General features: G+C 74.1%; 16 protein-coding genes. 8 read left to right on the plus strand and 8 right to left on the minus strand.

Features of this window, described 5'->3' with window-relative positions; all coding sequences use genetic code 11:
* Positions 1-34: 34 nt before the first annotated feature.
* The 4 genes from ACP6CK_RS24905 to ACP6CK_RS24920 form a co-directional block, all read right to left on the minus strand.
* A complete protein-coding gene (locus ACP6CK_RS24905; protein WP_426956024.1) occupies positions 35-745 on the minus strand; it encodes a hypothetical protein in 711 nt (236 codons plus the stop codon).
* Positions 742-1,932 carry an ABC transporter permease subunit gene (locus ACP6CK_RS24910; RefSeq protein ID WP_426956025.1) on the minus strand — a complete coding sequence of 397 codons (1,191 nt, stop codon included), beginning with the start codon at positions 1,930-1,932 and terminating at the stop codon, positions 742-744. The genes ACP6CK_RS24905 and ACP6CK_RS24910 overlap by 4 nt, the downstream gene beginning before the upstream one ends.
* 25 nt (positions 1,933-1,957) lie before the next feature.
* Complete coding sequence (locus ACP6CK_RS24915) at positions 1,958-3,013, minus strand: ABC transporter substrate-binding protein (protein ID WP_426956026.1); 1,056 nt, start codon at positions 3,011-3,013, stop codon at positions 1,958-1,960.
* A 189-nt stretch (positions 3,014-3,202) separates the two neighbouring features.
* Positions 3,203-4,429: an ABC transporter ATP-binding protein gene (locus tag ACP6CK_RS24920; protein ID WP_426956027.1), complete on the minus strand. Its 1,227-nt coding sequence runs from the start codon at positions 4,427-4,429 to the stop codon at positions 3,203-3,205.
* Between the two features lie 178 nt (positions 4,430-4,607).
* Between ACP6CK_RS24920 and ACP6CK_RS24925 the strand changes: the two genes are divergently transcribed.
* On the plus strand, positions 4,608-5,636 hold the full coding sequence (locus ACP6CK_RS24925) for an enoyl-CoA hydratase/isomerase family protein (RefSeq protein ID WP_426956028.1): 1,029 nt from the start codon (positions 4,608-4,610) through the stop codon (positions 5,634-5,636).
* Between the two features lie 9 nt (positions 5,637-5,645).
* Here ACP6CK_RS24925 and ACP6CK_RS24930 read toward each other — a convergent pair whose 3' ends face one another.
* Positions 5,646-6,203 carry a chalcone isomerase family protein gene (locus tag ACP6CK_RS24930; RefSeq protein ID WP_426956029.1) on the minus strand — a complete coding sequence of 186 codons (558 nt, stop codon included), beginning with the start codon at positions 6,201-6,203 and terminating at the stop codon, positions 5,646-5,648.
* Between ACP6CK_RS24930 and ACP6CK_RS24935 the strand changes: the two genes are divergently transcribed.
* The 3 genes from ACP6CK_RS24935 to ACP6CK_RS24945 all read left to right on the plus strand — a co-directional run bounded on the left by ACP6CK_RS24935 (position 6,202) and on the right by ACP6CK_RS24945 (position 9,021).
* A complete protein-coding gene (locus ACP6CK_RS24935) occupies positions 6,202-6,801 on the plus strand; it encodes a hypothetical protein (protein ID WP_426956030.1) in 600 nt (199 codons plus the stop codon). The genes ACP6CK_RS24930 and ACP6CK_RS24935 overlap by 2 nt on opposite strands.
* Before the next feature lie 142 nt (positions 6,802-6,943).
* A complete protein-coding gene (locus tag ACP6CK_RS24940) occupies positions 6,944-7,918 on the plus strand; it encodes a Bug family tripartite tricarboxylate transporter substrate binding protein (protein WP_426956031.1) in 975 nt (324 codons plus the stop codon).
* 83 nt (positions 7,919-8,001) lie between these two features.
* A complete protein-coding gene (locus ACP6CK_RS24945) occupies positions 8,002-9,021 on the plus strand; it encodes an ABC transporter substrate-binding protein (RefSeq protein WP_426956032.1) in 1,020 nt (339 codons plus the stop codon).
* A gap of 9 nt (positions 9,022-9,030) precedes the next feature.
* Here ACP6CK_RS24945 and ACP6CK_RS24950 read toward each other — a convergent pair whose 3' ends face one another.
* The gene (locus ACP6CK_RS24950; protein ID WP_426956033.1) at positions 9,031-10,014 is read right to left on the minus strand and encodes a Bug family tripartite tricarboxylate transporter substrate binding protein; all 984 of its coding nucleotides are present in this window, start codon (positions 10,012-10,014) and stop codon (positions 9,031-9,033) included.
* Positions 10,015-10,104: 90 nt separating this feature from the next.
* On the opposite strand from ACP6CK_RS24950, the gene ACP6CK_RS24955 reads away from it, so the two are divergent.
* Entirely contained in the window at positions 10,105-10,722 is a 618-nt protein-coding gene (locus tag ACP6CK_RS24955) for a nucleotidyltransferase family protein (protein WP_426956034.1), read from the plus strand.
* Here the strand turns inward: ACP6CK_RS24955 and ACP6CK_RS24960 are convergent.
* Together ACP6CK_RS24960 and ACP6CK_RS24965 are read right to left on the minus strand one after the other, a co-directional pair.
* Positions 10,689-11,858 (minus strand): NADH:flavin oxidoreductase/NADH oxidase, encoded by a 1,170-nt coding sequence (locus ACP6CK_RS24960; protein ID WP_426956035.1) that lies wholly within the window; start codon positions 11,856-11,858, stop codon positions 10,689-10,691. The genes ACP6CK_RS24955 and ACP6CK_RS24960 overlap by 34 nt on opposite strands.
* Positions 11,859-11,918: 60 nt before the next feature.
* Positions 11,919-12,176 (minus strand): sulfurtransferase TusA family protein, encoded by a 258-nt coding sequence (locus tag ACP6CK_RS24965; protein WP_426956036.1) that lies wholly within the window; start codon positions 12,174-12,176, stop codon positions 11,919-11,921.
* Positions 12,177-12,271: 95 nt separating this feature from the next.
* Here ACP6CK_RS24965 and ACP6CK_RS24970 point away from each other — a divergent pair, with 95 nt between their 5' ends.
* From ACP6CK_RS24970 to ACP6CK_RS24980, 3 genes are all read left to right on the plus strand, one after another.
* The gene (locus ACP6CK_RS24970) at positions 12,272-12,724 is read left to right on the plus strand and encodes a MucR family transcriptional regulator (RefSeq protein WP_426956037.1); all 453 of its coding nucleotides are present in this window, start codon (positions 12,272-12,274) and stop codon (positions 12,722-12,724) included.
* A 133-nt stretch (positions 12,725-12,857) separates the two neighbouring features.
* Complete coding sequence (locus ACP6CK_RS24975) at positions 12,858-13,337, plus strand: Fur family transcriptional regulator (protein WP_426956038.1); 480 nt, start codon at positions 12,858-12,860, stop codon at positions 13,335-13,337.
* Positions 13,334-14,143: a GNAT family N-acetyltransferase gene (locus ACP6CK_RS24980; protein ID WP_426956039.1), complete on the plus strand. Its 810-nt coding sequence runs from the start codon at positions 13,334-13,336 to the stop codon at positions 14,141-14,143. The genes ACP6CK_RS24975 and ACP6CK_RS24980 overlap by 4 nt, the downstream gene beginning before the upstream one ends.
* The last annotated feature ends 15 nt before the right edge of the window (positions 14,144-14,158 follow it).

A 14,158-nucleotide genomic window follows, 5' to 3' on the forward strand; every position in this document is an offset into this window, starting at 1 on the left:
TCCTGATGGTCGCACCCTAGCATCGGCGAAGGCTTCATCCGCCAGCAGCGCGCCGCCCCGCGCGCCGCAGCAGCGCCGCCGCGAGGAGCAGCAAGACGGTGAGCAGGAGGAGCGCCGTGCCGGTCGCGGCGGCCGCGCCCGCGGATCCGTTGCGCACCGCGTCCAGCATCGCCCGCGACAGCAGGGGCATGCCGGCCGGCGCGAGGGACGGGATCAGGACGGGCTCCGCCAGCGCGAGCGCGGCGGCGAGCAGGGTGCCGGTGCCCAGCCCGGGCAGCGCCCGCGGCAGGACCAGCCGCCGCCAGACCAGGCGCGGCTCCGCGCCGAGGACCGCCGCGGCCCGAAGGGTGGATCCGTCGATCCGCGACAGCGCGGCCCAGCCGCACAGCGCCACCACCGGCGCGCCGAGCAGCGCCCCGGCCAGGACCGGACCGGCCGGGCCGAGCGGCAGCCCGCGCAGGGCCGCCGCCCAGATCGTCGCCGGCAGGAGGAGGGGCGCGGCGAGAAGCCCGAGCAGCGCGGCCCGCCCCGGAAGCCGCCACCGCCACAGCCCGAAGGCGGCCGGTCCGCCAAGGATCAGGGCGAGCGCACCGGCCGCTCCGGCGAGGGCGAGGCTGGTTCCGAGCGGCGGCCACGCCGCGCCCCAGCCGCCCTCCGCCACGGCCAGGGCCGGCAGGGCGAGGAGCGGAAGAAGGAGGAACAGCGCCGCCGGCGCGCCCGGAAGAAAGAGGAGGGCACGCCTCATGCGGAGGGGACCAATCGTCGCGCGGCGCGCAAGCCGAGCAAGACGGCCGCGGCGAGCGGCAGCAGCAGGAGCAGCGAGAGGGCTGCGGCGAGCCCGGGATCGCCCAGCCGCCCGGCCACCTGGGACACCAGCCCCGCCAGCATCGCCTCGCGCGGGCCGCCCAGCAGCGCGGGCACCACCGCGTCGCCGAGCGCCCCGGCGAAGGCGAGCGCCGCGCCCAGGGCCAGTCCCGGCCAGACCACGGGCAGGACCAGCCGCCGGGCACGGTGCCAGGGCGGGGCGCCGAGCGCCGCCGCCATCCGCAGCAGGGGCCGGTCCACCCGCCGCAGCGCGAGGGCCATGGGCAGCACCGCCAGCGGAAGGGCCCCGTGCAGCGCCCCCAGGACTACGGCCCACCGCGTCCGCAGGAGATCGAGCGGGGCCCCCGTCAGCCCGAGGCCCATCAGCGCATCGTCCAACACGCCGTCGCGGTGGAGCAGGGCCCACCAGGAAGCCCCGCGAAGCCCGGCGCCGGCCAGCGCCGCCAGGAGCACGAGGCCGAGCAGAGGCGTCGCCCAGCGCCGCTCGGCCGCGGCGATCACCCAGGCCAGCGGCGCGCCCGCGGCGAGGGCGGCCAGGGCGACCAGCGCCGCGAGGCCGAGGCTGCGCGCCGTCACCGCGCGGTGCAGCGCGATCTCGGCCGGGACGGCGACAACCTGACCTTCCGGGGCCCGCCGCAGGTCCAGCGCGGCCAGGAGGCGGGAGAAGGAGATCCCGTCGGAGGTCCGCCGGATCGCTGCCCAGGCCTCCGGCCGCTCCCAGATCGGGGCTGCGAGGAGCACTGCGGCATCAGGCGGGATCTGCGTCTCAGCGATGCGCTGCGCCGTCAGGGGAAGCGCGGCCCGCAGGCCCGGCACCTCCGCCTCCAGCCGCGTGCCGGCCCGGGCGAGCCGGCCGCCGCCGCTCGCCTCATCACGCCAGCGGGCGTTGCGGAGGTCGTTGGCGAGTGCCTCGAAGGCCGCGTCCTCCGGCAGGCCGGAGCCGTTCCAGTCCCGCAGCGCGACGGCGGTGCGGGGCAGGGCGACCGCGACCTCCCGTTCCGCCACCGCGCGCCAGAGGAAGAGACCGAGCGGGGCCGCCACGCCGACGAGCACGGCGATCACCAGCGGCGCGAGGCGCAGCAGCGTCCCCGGGAGGCCAGGCCTCACGGGACGGCCCTCGATCGGCGGTGCCTCAGCGCGTCACCCAGGCGTTGAAGCGGCGCTCGAGCCGGTCGACATTCGCCACCCAGAAGCGCTCGTCGATCGCCAGGGAATCGCGGGCGTTCTCCGGCGCGGTGGGCAGGTCCGCCAGCACGTCGGCGGGCAGGCTCGCCTCCGCACCCCGGGCGGTGACGCCGTAGGGGATGCGGCGCGGGAGCCCCGCCTGCACGGCAGGGTCCCCGACGAAGCGGAGGAACTCCACCGCCCGCGCCCGGTTCGGACTGCCGCGCGCGATCACCCAGGAATCCATCGCCGTCAGGCTGCCGGTCCAGACGATGCCGAGGTCGCCGCCGTCGTTGCGATTCGCCGTCTCGATCCGGCCGTTATACGCGATCGCCATCGCGGCCTCCCCGCGGCTCAGCAGGCGGGCGGGGTCGCTGCCGATCTCCCACCAGATGGCGCTCTCGCGAAGCGGCTCCAGCCGCTGGAAGGCGCGATCCAGCCCGGCCTCGGTGGCCAGGGTCGCGTAGAGCTCGGCGGCCGGGACCCCGTCGCCGAGGAGGGCGACCTCCAGCGTCACCTTCGGGCCGCGACGCAGGGCGCGGCGGCCGGGGAAGCGGGCCGTGTCGAAGAAGTCGGCCCAGCCGCGCGGCGGGGCCGCCTGGTTTCGCGCGTAGGCGAGCACGAAGGCGTAGATCACGTTGCCCACGCCGCAGGGATGCACCGCGCGGGGGATATAGCGGTCGCGGCCGCCGATGGCGTCGAAGTCCAGGCGCTCGAACAGCCCCTCCTCGCATCCGAGGATGAGTTCGTCCGCCTCCACCTGGATGACGTCCCAGCCACCGCTGCCGGCGCCCAGGCGGGTGCGCAGCTCGCCGATGCCGCCGTCCCAGGTCTCCTCCAGGAGGCGGGCGCCGGTGCGGAGCTGAAAGGGGCGGAACAAGGCCTCCCGCTGCGCCTCCTGGTAGGAACCGCCCCAGGAGACGACCGTCAGGTCGCGGCTCTGGGCGTGGGCGCGCGCGGAAACGACGGCGGCTCCCGCCGCCAGCCCCAGGGCCTGGCGTCTCGTCCTGCGCGGACCTGTCATGGAACCCGTGCCTTCGTCGCCGTCGAAAGCTAGTCGCCGCGCCGGATGAGCGGAAGCGGGGGACAGCATCACGGGGCGGCGACGGGTGGCTTGCGGGGGAGGCGCCGCCTCCCCCACGCCCTCCGCCGGGGAGCCTGAGGCCCCCTGGCCTCCCGCTTCTGGTTGCACGGGTCAGGGTTGGAGGAGCCTTCATCCGGCGGGGCCAGATGGAGGCTCCTTCTCCCCGGCGCCGCCCGCGTAGACCCGCGCCGCGCCCGCATCCCAGGCTACCGCCGCCGCGCCGCCGGGCTCGGGCAGGGGCAGGCCGGCGGGGCGCCGCGCGATCAGCTCGGCGCCGTTCTCGATCCGCAGGCGCAGGCGGACGTGGTCGCCGGCGAACTGCGCGTCCAGCAACTGGGCGGGCACGGCGTCCTCGCCCAGCTCGGCGGCGGTCATGGCGGCGACGGCCACGTGCTCCGGGCGGATGGCCAGGACGCAGCGGCCGCCCGGCTCCGGTGCCCGGCCGAGCGCCGAGATGGCGGCACCCACCGCCTCCAACCCGCCGTCGAGGGCGACGCGGCAGAGGTCGTCCTCCACGGACAGGACGCGGCCGTGCAGGCGGTTCACCTCGCCGAACTGGGCCGCGATCGCGTCGTCTCCCGGCGCGTCGTAGAGGGCCTGGGGCGTGCCGGCCTGGCGGATGCGGCCGGCCTGGATGACGGCGATCCGGTCGGAGATGGCCATGGCGACCGCCGCGTCGCGGGTGGCGTGCAGCACGGAGGTGGTGCCCGCGCGGGTCAGGCGGCGGATGAGGGCGATGGCGTCCGACCGCGCGGCGGCGTCGAGGGCCGCGAGGGGATCATCCAGCAGCAGCAGCGGCGGGGCGAAGACGAGGGCGCGCGCGAGCGCGACGCGCAGCGCGGCCGCCTCGTCCAGCGCCTCCGGCCGGGCGGCTTCCTGGCCGGCCAGTCCGACGGTGGCGAGGGCCTTCACGGCGCGGTCGCGGCGCTCGCTGCCCCCGACACCGCGCGCCTCCAGCGGGAAGGCCACGTTCTCCAGCGCGGTCATCCCGGGGAAGAGGGCGAGCGGCTTGGGCACCCAGCCGAAGCCGCGCCGGTGCGGCAGCATCCGGTTGATCTCCTTGTCCCCCAGCAGGACGCGGCCGCGATCGGGGTGCAGGAAGCCGGCGGCTACCGTCAGCGCCGTCGTCTTACCCGCGCCGGCGGGGCCGAGCAGCGTCAGCACCTCTCCGGTCATGACCGAGAGATCGAGCCAGGCGGCCTCCCGCCCGGCGCGGGGCCAGGTCGCCTGCACGCCCTCGAAGGTCAGCAGCGGGCGCTGGGGGGGCAGGTTGGCGGCCGGGCGCACCGCGCGGGGCGTGGCGGCGCGGTCGAAGATCGTTCCCTCGGTCCCGAAGGCGAGGAAGGTCCGGGTCATCGCGCCTCCGCCGAGTTCCGCCATCCGGGTTCCGCCATGGGGCGATCCGTGCGGCGATCGCACCCGGCGGGAGGCTTCGCGGCCCGGCCGCCCCCTGTCAACCGCGCCGCCTTGCCGGTTTCGGGGGCGGATTGTAGGCCGGGGAGTGACGGGCGGAACCGCCCCCAGGAGGAGCGGCATGGATCAGTCCATGGAACAGAGCGTCGTCGCGGGGGTGGAGGGCCGCGCCGGCACGATCCTGATGAACCGCCCCCGCGCGCTGAACGCGCTGGATACCGGGATGATCGCCGGCTTCGCGGAGGCCATCGCGCGCTTCCGCGACGATCCCGCGGTGGCGCTGGTGATCGTGGAGGGCGCCGGCGGCCGCGCCTTCTGCGCCGGCGGCGACGTGCGCGCGATCCGTGACGCCGCGCTGCGCGGGGATGCCGCGGAGATCGAGGCGTTCTTCACCAGCGAGTATGCGGTGAACCGCGCCATCGCGGAGTTCCCGAAGCCCTGGATCAGCCTCATCGACGGTGTCTGCATGGGCGGGGGCATCGGCGTCTCGGTCCATGGCAGCCACCGCGTGGTGACGGAGCATGCGCTGCTCGCGATGCCGGAGACAGCGATCGCGCTGTTTCCCGATGTCGGCACCTCCTACAGCCTGCCGCGGCTGCCCGGCGGGGCGGGCGGGGCGATGGGCAAGTTCCTCGCCCTGACCGGCGCCCGGCTGCGCGGTCCCCAGGCCGTGGAGGCCGGGCTGGCCACCCACTACGTCCCCCGCGAGCGCCTGCCGGCGCTGCGGGCGGCGCTGCTGGAGGGCGACGCCTCCGTGGTGGACCGCTTCATCCAGGCCGTGCCCCCGGACGGGCTTGAATCGCAGCGCGCCGCGATCGAGCGCTGCTTCGCCGGCGAGACCATTGGCGACATCCTGGCCGCGCTGGAGGCGGAGGGGACGGACTGGGCGCGGGAGCAGACCGCGATCCTCCGTCGGATGTCGCCCACCTCGATGGTGGTGTCGCTGGGACTGCTGCGGCGCGGGGCGGCGCTCGACCTGCCGGGCTGCCTGGAGATGGAGCTGCGGCTGACGCGCGCGGTGACGCGGCACCCCGACTTCGCGGAGGGCGTGCGGGCCGTGCTGGTGGACAAGGACAACGCGCCGCGCTGGACGCCGCCGACGATCGAGGAGATCGACCCGGCGGCCATCCGCGCGATGTTCGGCGCGTAGCGCTCTCGTTCAGCCCAGCCCGAGCAGCCCGCGCCGCAGCCCCTCGCTGTCCGCGTTCGGCCCGATCAGCCCGCCCAGCATCCGCGTGGCCTGCGCGGGCGGCAGGCGGACGGGCGGCTCGTTATTGTAGAACACGTCCGCGCCGGCCGGGGTATAGAGCCAAGTCTCCGTCTCGCCTTCCTGCAGGTCGCGCAGGCGGGCGCGGAAGGCAGGCGGCATGGGGCAGCCGCAGTGGCGCGAGAAGCCGGATTCCCACTCGCCCTCCGCGCGGTCGCGCGGCACGTCGCGCAGGTAGCGGGAGCGGATGAGCTTCACGCCCGGCGAGGCGATGATCGCCGCCCCTTCGCTGCTGCGGGCTTCGAGGTAGAGCCAGGCGCGGAACACCTGGAAGCCGAAGAAGCGGCGCACGCCCGTGCCGTTCAGCACGAGGCGGCGCCCCGCAGCCTCCGCCACCGGCTCCTGGGCCACGGCCGACGTGGCGAGAAGGGAGAGAAGAAGGGCGCGCCGCGCCGTGGCCGCCTGCCCTGCGATGGACGATGGGCACGCGGCTGGTAGGGTCTCGGGCATGCGCAGCCTCTCCGCTCTCATCGCCACTCTCGCAGGCCTCGTGCCCGCCGTCGCCACGGCGCAGACGGACCTGGTGGATCGGGTGCGCGCCTGCGCCGCCATTTCGAGCGCCGTGCAGCGGCTGGACTGCTTCGACAACGCGGCGCGCGGCGTCGCGTCGGCCTCGCGGCCGGCGACGGACCGCTTGCCAGGGTTCGGCGACCTCCCGGCCACGGCGGGGCCGCCGGCGCGCAACGCGCCGATCGTCCTGACGCGGCAGGACATGACCTTCCGCACCCGCCTGCGCGAGGCCGCGACGCGCCCGCCGAACTTCGCGGGCCACTATGTCCTGACGACCTGGGGATGCGGCAGCGGGTGCCTGATGGGAGCCGTGGTCAACGCGCTGGACGGGCGCGTCACCTTCCTGCCCGCGACGATCTGCTGCCTTCCCTTCGACGTAGAGGGGGTGGAGCCGATCAGCTTCCGCGCCGACAGCCGCCTGCTGATCCTTAACGGCGTGCGGGACGAGGCCGAGGGCGACCTCGGCGCGCATTACTACCGGATCGAGGGGGCGCGGTTCGTCCATCTGCGCGACGCGCCGCTGCCGCAGGGGCGCTAGCGCGCTCGGGGCGCTGACGGCGGCGGCGCGGCGCTTCGGCACGGGGATTGCAACGATTCCGGCCGTGGTGGCGACGCGGTGCGAGGGGTTGGACGCCTGACCTCCGCCGCGCGCCCGGAAACCGGATCGGGAGCGCACGAGGATGAATCGCCGCCATCTGCTGGGGGCCGCCATGGCCGGCCTCGCCGCGCCCACCGTGGTCCAGGCACAGCCCGCCTGGCCCAGCCGCCCGGTCCGCCTGATCGCCCAGTTCCCGCCGGGCGGGCTGGTGGACACGGTCAGCCGCCTGCTGGCGCCCATCATGTCCCAGGCGCTGGGCGTGTCCGTGGTGGTGGAGAACCGGCCGGGCGCGGGCGGCATCATCGGCACGGACGTCGTCGCCAAGGCGCCGGCGGATGGCCACACGCTGCTGGTCAGCCACGCCTCCGTCCACGTCTATTCCACGGCGACGCGGCCGACGCTGCCCTTCGACCCGATCGCCGACTTCACCCACATGGTGCATCTGGTGGAGGCGCCGAACATCATCCTCGTGCGCGCCAGCTCGCCCTTCCGCACGCTGGACGACCTCGTCTCCGCCGCGCGGACGCAGCCGGTGCGCTACGGCTCCTCCGGCATCGGCTCGGCGCCGCACCTGCTGGGGGCGATGCTCGGCTCGGAGGCGCGGGCGCCGAACCTGGACCACGTCCCCTATGCCGGCAGCGCGCCGGCGATGCAGGACGTGATGGCCGGCAACATCGAGTGCATGGTGGACCCGATCACCACCAACACGCAGCAGATGCGCGACGGATCGCTGCGCGCGCTCGCCGTCTCCTCCCCGCAGCGGCTGGCGATGTTCCCCGATGTCCCGACCTTCGCGGAGCTGGGCTTTCCGAAGCTCACCTCCTCCCAGTGGCTCGGGCTGTCGGGGCCGAAGAACCTGCCGCCGGCGATCGTGGAGCGGCTGACCGCGATCGTGCCGCCGATGCTGCAGCGGCCGGAGCTGGCGGCGCGCTTCACCGACCTGCAGACCATGCCGCGCACTCCGTCACCCACGGGTGCCGAGTTCGTGGGCATCATGCGGGAGGAGATCGCGGCCTGGACCGCGGTGGCGCGGCAGTTCTCCATCGTGGTGAGCTGAGGCGGACGGCGCGGGCGCGTCCCGCCCCCATCCGGCACGGAACCTGCGTGCCCCCGGGCCCGAGAAGCCCGGAGTTCCGATCCATGCCGAAGCTGCCCCGCCGCGCCCTGTTCCTCGCGGCGCTCGCCGCCCCGACCGTGCTGCGCGCGCAGGACCGCACCCGCGTCCGGCTGGTGCTGAACTTCGCCGTGGATGGCTCCACCGCGCCCTTCTACTACGGGGTGGAGCGCGGATACTTCCGCGATGCCGGGCTGGACGTGCAGGTGGACCCCTCCAACGGGTCGGGCGATGCCATCTCCCGCGTGGCGTCCGGCACCTACCAGTTCGGGGTGGGGGACATCTCCACGCTGACGGAGTTCGTCGTGCGGCAGCCGGATTCCGCGCCGCGCGCGGTGATGGTGCTGCAGAACCGGTCGCCGCAGGCGGTCATCAGCCTGAAGTCCGCCGGGATCAGCACGCCGAAGGACCTGGAGGGGAAGGTGATCGGCAACGGCGCGGCCGATGCCGCGTCCCGCATGTTCCCGGCTTTCCTGCGGCTGAACAACGTGGACGAATCCAGGGTCACCCGGCGGCAGGTGACGGCGCAACTCCGGGACCAGATGCTGCTCACGCGGCAGGTCGCGGGCGTGACGGGCTTCGACTACACGACCTTCTTCAACATCAAGGCGAACGGCACGCGGCTGGAGGATGTGAACTTCCTCTACTACGCGGACCACGGGCTCGACAGCTACGGCAACTCGGTCCTGGCCGGGCAGGGGATCATCCGGGACAATCCGGACGCGGTGCGGCGCTTCGTGGCTGCAGCGGCGCGGGCCTGGCGGGAGTCCATCGCCGATCCGCGCGCCCCGGCCGCCGTGATCCGGGCGCAGTCCAGCCTCATCGACCCGGTGCTGGAGGCGGACCGGCTGGACTGGCTCGGGAACCGGCAGCTGCTGACGCCGGCCACCCGCGCGCGGGGCCTCGGCGATGTGGAGGCAGCGCGGCTGGCTGACACGATCCGCACCGTGGCGAGCGGCTTCGGCCTTGTCCGCACGCCGGCACCGGACGAGGTCTATGACGGCCGCTTCCTGCCGGAGAGCGCGGCGCGGATGCCGCTGCGGTAGCGCGGCGTTCTACAGGTTCAGCAGCCGGATGACCCGCGCCCACTGCTCGGCCTCGGAGGCGATGCGGCGGCTCAGGGCCTCGGCCTCGCCGCCTTCCGGCTCCGCGCCGATCGAGAGGATGCGGTCACGCACCTCCGGCAGCCTCGCGATGTCGTCGAGCTCCCGGTTCAGGCGCTGCAGGATGGCGGGCGGGGTGCCGGCGGGGGCGGCGATGCCGTACCAGAAGCTCGCCTCGTAGCCCGGCAGGGTTTCCCCGATCGTGGGCGTGTCCGGCAGCGCGCCGGAGCGGCGACGGCCGGTGACGGCGATCGCGCGCAGCGTGCCGTCGGCCAGGAAGGGCTGGGCATCGGGGATCGAGACGAAGGCGAGCTGCACGTCGCCCCGCATGAGGCTGGTGAGGCAGGCCGCGTTCCCGGGGAAGGGGACGGAGACCATGTCCACCTCCGCCATCCGGTAGAACAGCTCCGCCGACAGGTGGTTCGTCGTGGCCACGCCGGGATGCGCCACGTTCAGCCTGCCGGGATTCGCCTTCGCGTGGGCGATCAACTCCGGGATCGTCCGCACGGGCAGCGAGGGGTGCGCGACGACGAAGATCGAGCCCGACAGCCCGAGCGAGACGGGCGCGAAGGCGTCCACGAGGTTCACGCCGGGCCGGTTGATGAGGAAGGAGGTGACGAAGGCGGAGGTGATGTAGAACAGGGTGTGGCCATCGGGCGGGGACCGCATCACCACCTCCGCGCCGACCAGCGTGCCACCGCCGGCCCGGTTCTCCACGACGACCGGCTGGCCCAGCCGCTCCGACAGCTTCGTGCCGGTAAGGCGGCCGAGCAGGTCCGTCGAGCCGCCCGCGGGATAGGGGATGACCAGCCGCACGGGCCGGGTGGGATAGCCCTGCGCATCGGCCGGCCCTGTCGCGGCGACCGTGCCGGCCGCGGCGCCGAGCCAGACGCGGCGGGTGAGGGCGGGAAGGGGCCGGAACGCGCGAGGCGGCATGAGGATCTCCGAAGCGGCGCGAGAGGCTGCAAGCCCCGTGCCCAAGGGGCGGCATTGCGTCGGGCCATGAGGGGAGGGGTCAAGGCGGCGATGGCCGTGCGGCCGGGCTGGACGCATCCTTCGCGGATGGACCATCTCGCCACCCTGAAGGCGCTGCTGCTGGCGGACTCGCATCGCCTCCCGCTGCTGCGCGCCGTGTCGGCGCTGGGGCTGCCGGATTCCTGGATCGGCGCGGGCTGCGTGCGGGACGCGGTCTGGGACCACCTGCACGGCCGCCCGCCGGCGCCGCCCGCGGGGGATGTGGACGTGGTGTGGTTCGGGCCCGGGGGCGACGCGGCGCTGGACCGGGGCACGGAGACCCGGCTGCGCGCGGCGACTCCCGGCGTGGCGTGGTCCGTCACCAACCAGGCGCGGATGAGCGGGCGCAACGGGGACGCGCCTTATCTCGACATAGCGGACGCGCTGGCGCGCTGGCCGGAGACGGCCACCGCCGTCGCGGCCCGCTGGACCGGCGACGGGCTGGAGGTGCTGGCGCCCTTCGGGCTGGAGGACCTGTTCGGCCTCGTGCTGCGGCCGACGCCGCGCTTCGCGGGGGAGAAGCGCGCGGTCTACCGGGACCGGGTGGCGGGCCGGCGCTGGCGGGAACGCTATCCGCTGCTGCGGGAGGCGGAGCCTCAGGCGACAGGCTGCTCCAGGCCGGTGGGGTAGAGCTTGCGGACCTCCTCACGCCGCCGCAGCCACCAGGCATAGGGCTTGGGCAGCCAGTCCAGCCCGTCCAGCCCGAGCGCCTGGGCGGCATGGGCGGGCCAGTTGGGGTTCCACATCAGCTCCCGCGCGAGGGCGATGAGGTCGCAGCGCTCTTCGGCGAGATAGGCGTTGGCCTGCGCCGCCTCGGTGATGAGGCCGACGGCCATGGTGGGGATGCCGGCCTCCCGCCGGATCCGCTCGGCGAAGGGGACGTGGTAGCCCGGCACGCGCGGCACGATGGACAGGGTCAGCGGCCCGTCGATGCCGCCGGAGGAGCAGTCCACCACGTCCACGCCGCGGGCCTTCAACTCGCCGGCGAGGACCACCGTGTCGTCCAGGGACCAGCCGCCGCCGCGCCCGTCCACGCAGGAGGCGCGGAAGAACAGCGGCTGGTCCGCGGGCCAGGCGGCGCGGGTCGCCTCCACGAGCTCGAGGGCGAAGCGCATCCGGCCCGGGAGGTCGCCGCCATAGCCATCCGTGCGGAGGTTCGTGATGGGGGAGAGGAACTGCTGCACGATGTAGCCGTGCGCGCCGTGGATCTCGACCACGTCGAAGCCGGCGTCGAGCGAGCGCTTCGCCGCTTCGACATGCAGGGCGATAACCTTGCGGATGTCGTCGTGGTCCATCTCCCGCGGGACGGGGCCGCCGGGCTTCACCGGCACGGGGCTGGGGGCGATACCCTGCCAGGGGGCCCGGCCCCTGGCGGCGTCGGACGCGTCCAGGGTGGCGAAGCCCTCCCAGGGGGCGCGGGTCGCGACCTTGCGGCCGGCATGGCCGAGCTGGATGCCGGTCACCGCGCCCTGGGACCGCAGGAAGTCGGTGATCCGCCGCCAGGCGCGGACCTGGGCGTCGGTCGCGATCGCCGGGTCGTCATAGGTCTTACGGGAGGATTCGGAGACCGAGGTTTCCTCGCAGAACACCAGCCCCGCGCCGCCCATGGCAAACTTCCCGAGGTGGACCAGGTGCCAGTCCGTCGGCGCCGCATCCACCGCCGCGTATTGCGACATGGGGGAGACCGCGATCCGGTTGCGCAGCGTGACGCCCCGGATCGTCAGGGGCCGGAACAGCGGGGGAAGGGAAGGCGGAGCGTCGTCCATGGGGAGCCTCTTCGTCGCGGGGCCGCGGCCTCGCAAGCCCCGTTCCGCGGCCGGGCGGTCCTATCCCTTGCGGAGCCAGAGGCGGGTGATCCCGTCCTCCCCCTCCTCCTGGCGCAGCACCGCGTGCCCCTGTTCCTGGGCCGTGCGGGGCAGGTTTCGCCGCGGCTCCTCGCCCCGGGTCATGACCAGCAGGACGTCGCCGGAGGGCATCCGGTCCAGCGCCAGGCGGGTCCGGACGAAGGTCATGGGGCAGGTCTCGGCCGTGATGTCGAGGGTCCGTGCCGCCTCCGGGGCTGCAATTGCGAATTCATGCAACATCCTTGTCGCTCCAGAGGTGCGGGATGTAGAAAAGGGACCGAATCGGTGACCGGCCAATCATGCCCGCGACGCGTGCAGAACAGAGGGAGCGGGATATGGAAGACGTCGCGGCAACTGCCAAGGAGAGCGGCGACCATGTCCTCGGCCTGACCGCGCAGATCGTGGCGGCCCATGTTTCCAACAATCCCGTGCCGGTCGCGGAACTCTCCAGCCTCATCGAGAACGTGCACCGCACCCTCGCCAATCTCGGCCGCCCGGCGGAAACCCCCGCACCCGCCCGGCCGGAGCCGGCGGTGCCCATCAAGAAGAGCATCACGCAGGGCTATCTCGTCTGCCTGGAGGACGGGAAGAAGCTGAAAATGCTCAAGCGCCACCTCAAGACCGCCTATAACATGACGCCGGAGCAGTACCGGGAGCGCTGGGGCCTGGCGCCGGACTACCCCATGGTGGCGCCGGCCTATGCCGAGCACCGATCCTCCCTCGCGAAGAAGATCGGCCTCGGCACCCGTCCCCGGGCACGGCGCAACGGTCGTGGCGGGAAGGGCTGACCGGCCGGCACCCGGTCCGGCCGGATCGGGACCGGAAGGCACCCGGCGCCGGCGCGTGGCGCCGGGCGAAAAGGGGACGATTGGCGCCCCGCCCGCCGGCGGCGTAGTCTCCGCCGCCTGAGACGGGAGCCCAATGGACCACCCCACCCACACCCAGCGCGCCGACCCCACCCGGATCGAGCGGCTCTGCGTCGAGCGCGGCCTGAAGATGACGGGCCAGCGGCGCCTCATCGCGCGCGTCCTGAGCGAGGCCGAGGATCACCCCGACGTGGAGGAGCTGTACCGCCGCGCCATCGCCCTCGACAGCAAGGTCTCGATCGCGACGGTCTACCGCACCGTCCGCCTGCTGGAGGAGAAGGGCATCCTGGAGCGCCGCGACTTCGGCGGCGGCCGGTCCCGCTACGACCCGGCGGATCGCGGCCACCATCACCACCTGATCGACGTGGATACGGGCAGCGTGATCGAGTTCTCGGACGAGGAGCACGAGCGCCTGGCCGAGTCGATCGCCGCCCGCTACGGCTTCACCCTGGTGGAGAACCGGCTGCAGCTCTTCGGCCGGAAGGTAGCCCCCGCGAGCCCACCCGCGCCGCGGCCCCCGAAGTCGCGCGGATGAGCGAGATCAGCCCCGGCTTCGGGGAGCTGCGCCTGGGGAACCTGGGCGTGCGGCTCGCCGAGGCGCCGGACGAGGTCGATGCCGCCCAGGCCCTACGCTGGCGCGTCTTTTACGAGGAGATGGGGGCGCTTCCGGACGCGGCCACGGCCGCGACGAAGCGGGACGCCGATTCCTATGACGCCGTGGCCGACCACCTGCTTGTGCTGGACCACGACCGGGGGGAGGGGGCGGAGGCCGTGGTCGGCACCTATCGCCTGATCCGCCGGCCGGCGGCGGCGCAGATCGGGCGCTTCTATTCCTCTTCCGAGTACGACATCGCCCCGCTGGAGGCCCTGCCCGGGGAGATCCTGGAGCTCGGCCGATCCTGCGTGGACGAGGGCTACCGGACCCGCGGGACGCTGCAGCTGCTGTGGCAGGGCATCGCGGCCTATGTGTTCCACCACAAGATCCTGGTGATGTTCGGCTGCGCCTCCCTTCCCGGCACGGACCCGGACGCGCTGGCGGAGCCGCTGACCTACCTTCACGCGAACCATCTGGCGCCCCCGGAGCTGCGGCCGCGCGCCCTGCCGGATCTCTATGTGCCGATGCGGCGGATGGATCCGGCGGCGCTGGACGCCAAGCGCGTGCTGGCCGACCTGCCTCCGTTGGTGAAGGGCTATCTCCGGCTCGGTGGCTATGTCGGGGATGGGGCGGTGGTGGACCGGCAGTTCAACTGCACCGATGTCTGCGTGGTCGTGAAGACCGACCAGGTCACGGCGAAGTACTACAAGCATTACGAGCGGAAGCTGGGCGCCACCGGCGAGTGACGCCCGCCAGGAGGG

The sequence above is a fragment of the Muricoccus radiodurans genome (assembly GCF_050154705.1).
Taxonomy (GTDB): domain Bacteria; phylum Pseudomonadota; class Alphaproteobacteria; order Acetobacterales; family Acetobacteraceae; genus Roseomonas; species Roseomonas radiodurans.